This is a genomic window from Staphylococcus sp. HMSC035D11 (genome assembly GCF_001836075.1).
Classification (GTDB): Bacteria; Bacillota; Bacilli; order Staphylococcales; family Staphylococcaceae; genus Staphylococcus; species Staphylococcus hominis.
Map to the genome: position 1 here is coordinate 79661 of NZ_KV827268.1, position 6735 is coordinate 86395.

General features: G+C 30.0%; 9 protein-coding genes. 5 read left to right on the forward strand and 4 right to left on the reverse strand.

The window, feature by feature from the left end:
• Positions 1–67 precede the first annotated feature (67 nt).
• From HMPREF2647_RS08320 to HMPREF2647_RS08330, 3 genes are all read right to left on the reverse strand, one after another.
• The gene (locus tag HMPREF2647_RS08320) at positions 68–1276 is read right to left on the reverse strand and encodes a YihY/virulence factor BrkB family protein (protein WP_049415638.1); all 1209 of its coding nucleotides are present in this window, start codon (positions 1274–1276) and stop codon (positions 68–70) included.
• A 91-nt stretch (positions 1277–1367) separates the two neighbouring features.
• A complete protein-coding gene (locus HMPREF2647_RS08325) occupies positions 1368–1649 on the reverse strand; it encodes a hypothetical protein (RefSeq protein ID WP_002450075.1) in 282 nt (93 codons plus the stop codon).
• A gap of 5 nt (positions 1650–1654) precedes the next feature.
• Positions 1655–2119 carry a low molecular weight protein-tyrosine-phosphatase gene (locus tag HMPREF2647_RS08330; RefSeq protein WP_017175226.1) on the reverse strand — a complete coding sequence of 155 codons (465 nt, stop codon included), beginning with the start codon at positions 2117–2119 and terminating at the stop codon, positions 1655–1657.
• A gap of 141 nt (positions 2120–2260) precedes the next feature.
• On the opposite strand from HMPREF2647_RS08330, the gene HMPREF2647_RS08335 reads away from it, so the two are divergent.
• Genes HMPREF2647_RS08335 through HMPREF2647_RS08345 form a run of 3 tightly spaced genes read left to right on the forward strand, consistent with a single transcriptional unit; the run spans position 2261 to position 4292 of the window.
• On the forward strand, positions 2261–2467 hold the full coding sequence (locus tag HMPREF2647_RS08335; RefSeq protein WP_002450082.1) for a DUF1128 domain-containing protein: 207 nt from the start codon (positions 2261–2263) through the stop codon (positions 2465–2467).
• A gap of 11 nt (positions 2468–2478) precedes the next feature.
• On the forward strand, positions 2479–3726 hold the full coding sequence (locus HMPREF2647_RS08340) for an aminopeptidase (protein WP_061544624.1): 1248 nt from the start codon (positions 2479–2481) through the stop codon (positions 3724–3726).
• A gap of 32 nt (positions 3727–3758) precedes the next feature.
• Positions 3759–4292, forward strand: coding sequence for an acyl-CoA thioesterase (locus tag HMPREF2647_RS08345; protein WP_017175224.1), 534 nt, complete (start codon positions 3759–3761; stop codon positions 4290–4292).
• 302 nt (positions 4293–4594) lie between these two features.
• On the opposite strand, the gene yfkAB is transcribed toward HMPREF2647_RS08345, so the two are convergent.
• On the reverse strand, positions 4595–5740 hold the full coding sequence (gene yfkAB / locus HMPREF2647_RS08350) for a radical SAM/CxCxxxxC motif protein YfkAB (protein WP_049420015.1): 1146 nt from the start codon (positions 5738–5740) through the stop codon (positions 4595–4597).
• A gap of 143 nt (positions 5741–5883) precedes the next feature.
• Here yfkAB and HMPREF2647_RS11215 point away from each other — a divergent pair, with 143 nt between their 5' ends.
• A complete protein-coding gene (locus HMPREF2647_RS11215; RefSeq protein ID WP_002450046.1) occupies positions 5884–6045 on the forward strand; it encodes an SE1561 family protein in 162 nt (53 codons plus the stop codon).
• Positions 6046–6154: 109 nt separating this feature from the next.
• A complete protein-coding gene (locus HMPREF2647_RS08355; RefSeq protein ID WP_002450071.1) occupies positions 6155–6673 on the forward strand; it encodes a type 1 glutamine amidotransferase domain-containing protein in 519 nt (172 codons plus the stop codon).
• Positions 6674–6735 lie beyond the last annotated feature (62 nt).

A 6735-nucleotide genomic window follows, 5' to 3' on the forward strand; every position in this document is an offset into this window, starting at 1 on the left:
TTATAAAGAGGTCTAAAAATGACTATCTCATAAGGAGTTTTTTTGTTAGATATTTTCTTTTCTATAGCTATTTATTATTATCTTTATCAAATTTATCTTTAATTTTATCAACAAAAGAGTCTTGTTCACTATGTTTATCATTGGGTGTAGGATCCACATCATAATTTTTTTCATATTTAGATGATGCTGTAGAATCGTATTCATATTTTGTATTTTCATTGTAGTGATTTTCATTATTATCATCATGTTTTAAGGCAGCCTCTTCAGGTGTAAAACCTTTAATCACATGTCTTTGATGAATAATTGCATTAATTTCAGCACCAATAATGATAATAAAACATGTAATATAAATCCATAGTAATAAAATGATGATTCCAGCAAGACTACCATATGTTTTAGAATAGTTGCCAAAGTTAGATAAATACCAACCAAATGCAAATGATCCTAATAACCATACAATAGAAGTAAAGATTGCACCAGGATATACAGATTTAAACTTAGTTTTAACGTTAGGTGCTACTGAATATAATGTTAAGAATAAAATAATAATAACAATAAGTGGTAACAATATACGCACTAAATCAAATATCCAAGCGACTTGTTGATCTAAACCTAACGGACCAAATAGATGATCTTTAATAAAATTACCAAATGTAGGTAATGTTAGAGCTATAGCTAATACAATAGCCATAACAATTGTAAACAAAATGCTTAATAATTTAAGAACAATAGGATTACGAGCATCTTCAACATCATAAGCAACATTAAATGAATTCATAATTGCTGTCATACCATTTGATGCTGACCAAATAGCTAAAATCAAACCAACTGATAATAAGCTACCACTAGAGTTACTTGTAATATCTTTAAAAATTTTAGTAACAACGTCAGCAGTCTCAGCAGGAGCATTTTGACTAACTAAGTCTTTAATTTGCTGAGGATCAATTTGGAATAATGGTAATAAAGTTAATAAAAAGATTAACATTGGGAATAAAGCTAATACAAAGTGATACGTCATTTGAGCCGCTAAACCTGAAGCATCATCTTTACCAATACGATAAATAAGATAAGATAAAAAATTAGAATTTTTAGTGTATTTTGCAGGTTTATTCAACCTAGAAACGAAAAAAACTTGTTTATCTTTTTTAGGCTTCTTTGATTGAAATTCCTGAGGTTCTACGTATGTACGATCAACCTTTATTTTCTCTTTATTTTCTGTCTCTTTTTCCTTAATAGAGTTAAGGTACTTAGAGTTTGATTGATTTTTTTTTGACATAGACGTCTCCTTAAAAATTAATTCTAAAATAAAGGCAAAACTACCTAAGTAAAAAGGAATTTTGCCTTTATTTTCTGTCAATTATATTTGATTAGCTAAGACGATTGTTTTTACGATTTACAAATGTATCTTTAGCATCTTTAATTGATTTTTCTAATTCTGGATTATTACGACGAATTTCTTCGATCGTATCTTTCCAATACAATACTTCATTTTTAATTGAAGTAATTTTAGAAGGTTTACGAGAACGATTACCTTCTTTAATGTCTTTGAATGATTGTACTAATGCATTACGTGTTGATTTATCTGCTAAAGTAGCAGCTCCACCAACGATAGCACCAATAATAATACCTGGAACAAATTTGTTTTCCATTTTAGTTACCCCTCTTTCAAATTAGTATCTTTAACGATGAAATCTATTAAATTGTCACAAGATGATTGTACCATGTCATATACACCTTCAAAATTATTTGTGTAATAAGGATCAGGCACATCAGTCTCTTCCATGTTACTAAATTCTAGCAATTTGAACAATTGACCTTTAAGATTGGGATTAATTGATTTAATATTATCCACATTACTTTGGTCCATAGCGATAATATAATCAAAATCATCATCAGGTTCAAATAATTCACTAACAATACCATCAAAAGGTATATGGTGTTGTTTCAGAATTTTTTGAGTACCTTGATGAGGAGGTTCACCTAAATTCCAACGTCCAGTACCCCTAGAATGTACAATAACATCAGAAATACCGCGTTCTTTTAATCGTTGACGCATGATTGCTTCAGCCATTGTAGAACGACAAATATTTCCAAGACATACAAAAGCTACATCTACCATCTTGTACTCCTCCAAACTTTAATATATAAACTATTTTATAGTTATTTTTAACATTTATAAAGCCATAATTTTACTAATTTCTATAAAAGTTTAATAAATTTTTATACTTTGATAAAATATGATAATAAAGAGGTGAAACAAATGGCACAGAATAATGAACAAATGATTAAAAATATTCGAAAAAAATTAAATATTGTAAATCAATCTTTAATTAATCCAGAAAAATTTAAAGATACAGATACAAAGGATATTAAAGACATTCATGATTTTGTTATGTCTAAAGATTCATTTTCACCAAGTGAAATTACAGCAATTGCTGATGAATTAGGTAATTTACGTCACGAGTAAGGAGAATTTAAATGGCCAATCAAGATTATCAAGACAAATTAAAACAATATGCAGAATTATTAGTAAAGGTAGGTATGAACGTTCAACAAAATCAACCTGTGTTTATAAGAACTTCTGTAGAAACTATAGAATTAACGCGCTTAATTGTCGAAGTAGCCTATAAAGAAGGCGCTTCAGATGTAAGAGTGGTATATACAGATCCTATTTTAGAACGCTTAAAATATGAAAATGAAGCTGTTGATTATTTTGAAAATCATGCTGTTAAAGCTTATGATGTTGAAGAGCGTATGGATTATGTTCGTAGAGGAGCAGCGAATTTAGCACTTATTTCCGGTGATCCAGATTTATTAAATGGCATTGATGCAGAAAAATTAAAAGCGTCTCAGTTTAATTATGGACAAGCATTCAAAGGGTATATGGAAGGTAGCCAAAAAAATGCATTTCCATGGGTAGTAGCTGCATTTCCATCTAAAGCATGGGCAAAACGTGTATATCCTAATTTGCCTGAAGAAGAAGCATACAGTCAATTTATCGATGAAGTATTCGAAATTGTACGTGTGGATGGAAATGACCCAATAACAAATTGGGAGCAACATGTGAAATCTCTAAGTGTACATGCAAATAAACTTCAAGAAAAAAATTATAAGGCATTACATTATATGTCTGAAGGCACTGATTTAACAGTAGGACTACCAAAAGGACATATTTGGGAAGATGCAACAAGCTATGTAAATGGAAATCAACAACCATTTATTGCTAACATCCCAACGGAAGAAGTATTTACTGCACCAGATAGAAATCATGTAGATGGCTATGTAACTAATAAATTACCATTAAGTTATAATGGTAATATTATTGATGGATTCACTTTAACATTTAAAAATGGTGAAATTATCGATGTTAAAGCAGAAAAAGGTGAAGAAGTTTTAAAAGATTTAATTAGCACAGATGAAGGCTCTAAGCGATTAGGAGAAGTTGCTCTAGTTCCAGATGATTCGCCAATTTCAAATCGTAATACTATCTTTTATAATACTCTATTTGATGAAAATGCATCTTGTCATCTTGCTATTGGTTCAGCCTACGGGTTTAATATTAAAGGTGGCACAGAAATGTCTACTGAAGAAAAAATAGCAAGTGGGTTAAATGATTCTAATGTTCATGTGGATTTTATGATTGGAAGTTCAGATCTAACGATATATGGTATTTTACAAGACGGCTCTAAAGAATTAGTTTTCGAAAATGGGAATTGGGCACAATAACTCATTTAAATTAGGAATAGGAGAAATAAAGTATGTCAAATTCTCAAGTTAATAAAAAATCTATGTCTGAATCAAAAAGTATTAAAACACGACAAGTATTTCCTCAAGATACCAATCATCACCATACAATGTTTGGTGGATCATTGATGGCTAATATTGATGAAATAGCTGCAATTACAGCTATGAAACATGCGAATGCACAAGTGGTTACTGCTTCTACTGACTCGGTGGATTTTTTAAGACCTATAAAAACAGGGGATATTACGTCTTATGAAGCAATGGTAAGTTACGCAGGATCAAGTTCAATGGAAATTTGTGTGCAAATTATTATTGAAGATGTGCTAAATAAGGAAAGACATTTAGCAGCATTGAGCTTTTTAACATTTGTTGCCCTAGATGAAAATGGAAAACCAACACGTATTCCTAAAGTGTACCCTGAAACTAAAATAGAAAAGTGGTTCTATGAAGGAGCACCAAAACGTGTTCAACGAAGAAAAGAACGACGTGAAGAAAGTAAAAAAACCATTGAATTTTTATCTGAAGCACAGCACATAGAAGATATTTAAGATTTATAATAAAAGTCAATACATATGATATAAATTATATGTATTGACTTTAAATTATACGAAAGGGTTTTAGGGCCTTGTTTTTTAAAAATAATTCAATGTAAAATTACATATAAATACAAAGTGTTTTGGTGAGACTCTTGAGGCAATAGGATATGCTAAAGACTACAGGCTGAAGTTGTGCCCTAAGAAAGCGAGCCAACAATACGCAGTATTATAAAGAAAGAAGCCAGTAAATGAGTTTACAATAAACTCATTTACTGGCTATTTTGCTAGGAATTATGTCCCAGTTTCTTTTAATTTTATTGAAAACTATGTTCAGTGTGCATTGCGATTTCATTTTCTCTAAAGTTTGTATTTGGATAATACATATTTTTAACTAATACATTTGGTCCTAAACATTGGAAAGCTTCACAATGACAATTTAAAGATTTTGCTAAATCTGTTGATAACCAAGCATCAAATACATCTGTGAGCTTATCATTTTTAATATTAGAAATTGTTCCGTTTTCATCACCAAAATCTGTTACAATAACGTCCCCACTAAATACATTTACATTTAAGCGACTACGGCCATCTGGGTCATTTCGAACAGTAACATTTTTTTCATTTCTTAATCGTTCAAGTAAAAGTTGGTCATTTTCATCGTTTATGCAAGGATAGATTGGGAGAGTACCAAATAACATCCAAGTATTTTTATCACGAATGTCTAATAAATGATGAATAGCTTGCTTCATGTCTTTTAATGATAATACATTGAGTTGACTTGCAAAATCTGCTGGATACATAGGATGAACTTCATGACGACTACACTTCATATCATTAACAATTTCTTTATGTATGTTTTCTAAATGTGGTAGGGTATTTTGATTTAACATTGTTTCTGCTGAAACAAACATCCCTTGGTCAGATAATGTACTAGCATTATCTAGCATTTGTTCATATAATTTTAACTTTGCTTTTAAAGGAGGTTGTTTTTTCATTGCGCCAAAGCCCACCTCTGCAAATTCTTGGATGGTACCCCAATTATGAGAAATGTGCATGACATCAATATACTCAGCAATTTCTAGATATCGATCTTGAGGTAACGTTAAATTAGAATTCATTTGCACATATATGCCTCTTTGATGCGCATATTTCAATAATGGTTTAACAACATTATTTATAGATTTCTTTGAAAACATAGGTTCTCCACCTGTAATCGACATAGTACGTAAATTGGGAATTTCATCTAAACGTTGATAAATAAGATTCATAGGTAATGGATCAGGATCTTTTGTTTGTAATGTATAACCAACTGCACAGTGACTACATCTCATATTACATAAATTTGTTGTGGTAAATTCTACATTACTCAAAGTGAGTTGATCGAATTGTTTAATATCATTATAAGCTTCCCACGGATCATTATAAATTGAGATTGCTTGTTTAATTTTTGATGTTGTCATTATAAAAACTCCTAAACTTTTAAAACATTCTTCTTTATAAAATTACAATAAATATTATTAGAATTATATCTCTTTTTGTCAAATTTTGTTAGGATAGTTATGAATAAAAGCTAAAAATATTATATATAAGGAGTTAAATTCCGATGGATGAAAAACAAACTATTGAACAAATTAAAACAAGATTGTCTAAATTTTTAGAAGATATTGACCACGTTAATCCTGATGAAGTAAGTGTAAAAGATATTGATGAATGGATTGGATTATTAGATCAATTAGAAGAAAAAGTTAAGTTAGTTTCTAAGTAATTGTGGAGTATGAAAAAGTTTTTAACTAAATTTAATATTTATGTTTAAACCATCTTAAATTTGTCTATATATTAAATATAATAAAACGAAAGAAAAGGTGATTTTGGTTATGACTAAAAAAGTAGCAATTATTTTAGCTGATGAATTTGAAGATATAGAATTAACAAGTCCTAAAGAAGCATTAGAAGAAGCAGGATTTGAAACTGAAGTTATTGGAGATACTGCGAACGCTGAAGTTGTTGGGAAACATGGCGAAAAAGTTACAGTAAATGTAAGTATTGCTGATGCTAAACCAGAAAATTATGATGCATTATTAATTCCTGGTGGTTTCTCTCCAGATAATTTACGTGGAGATGCAGAAGGACGTTATGGAACATTTGCAAAATACTTTACTAAAAATGATGTTCCAACATTTGCTATTTGTCACGGACCTCAAGTTCTAATTGATACTGATGATTTAAATGGTCGCACTTTAACTGCAGTATTAAATGTTCGTAAAGATTTATCAAATGCAGGTGCCAATGTAGTTGATGAATCAGTAGTAGTTGATAATAATATTGTAACAAGTCGTGTACCTGATGATTTAGATGATTTCAATAGAGAAATCGTTAAAAAATTAAATGATTAATTTAAAATAACTTTTTGAAAGTTATATTTGAGAGGCTGGGACATAATTCCTAACAAAATAGC